The 295-nt window shown below is 47.1% G+C and carries 1 protein-coding gene; it reads right to left on the minus strand.

Annotated features, from left to right (window positions below; translation table 11 throughout):
- Positions 1-246 (minus strand): helix-turn-helix domain-containing protein (locus AAC854_RS23455; RefSeq protein ID WP_340619176.1); only part of this gene is annotated, 246 nt, incomplete at its 3' end.
- Positions 247-295: the final 49 nt, after the last annotated feature.

Raw genomic sequence — 295 nt, forward strand, 5'->3', positions numbered from 1 at the left:
TTCGGCAGACAGGTGACTTTCAGAGCCCCCATTTTCAGGGGCGAGCTTTTCCTGAGAGAAATAATCTTTCAGATGGCGGCTTACGGTACTTTCGTGAATACGCAAGGCCTGAGCAATCATCTGGGCTGTCCACCCCTCGGAAGCCAAAAGAACCGCTTTGATACGGTCACGTACTCGTCCATCACGAGTGGTATCATGCATCAATTCGAGGGCTTTCTTTTGATCTGCTGTCAGATGAATTTTCATGGTCGCTAACATGAGCTAATGTGAGTGAAAAATCAAGCATCTTCAATGA

The organism is Xenorhabdus entomophaga (genome assembly GCF_037996725.1).
GTDB lineage: Bacteria > Pseudomonadota > Gammaproteobacteria > Enterobacterales > Enterobacteriaceae > Xenorhabdus > Xenorhabdus khoisanae.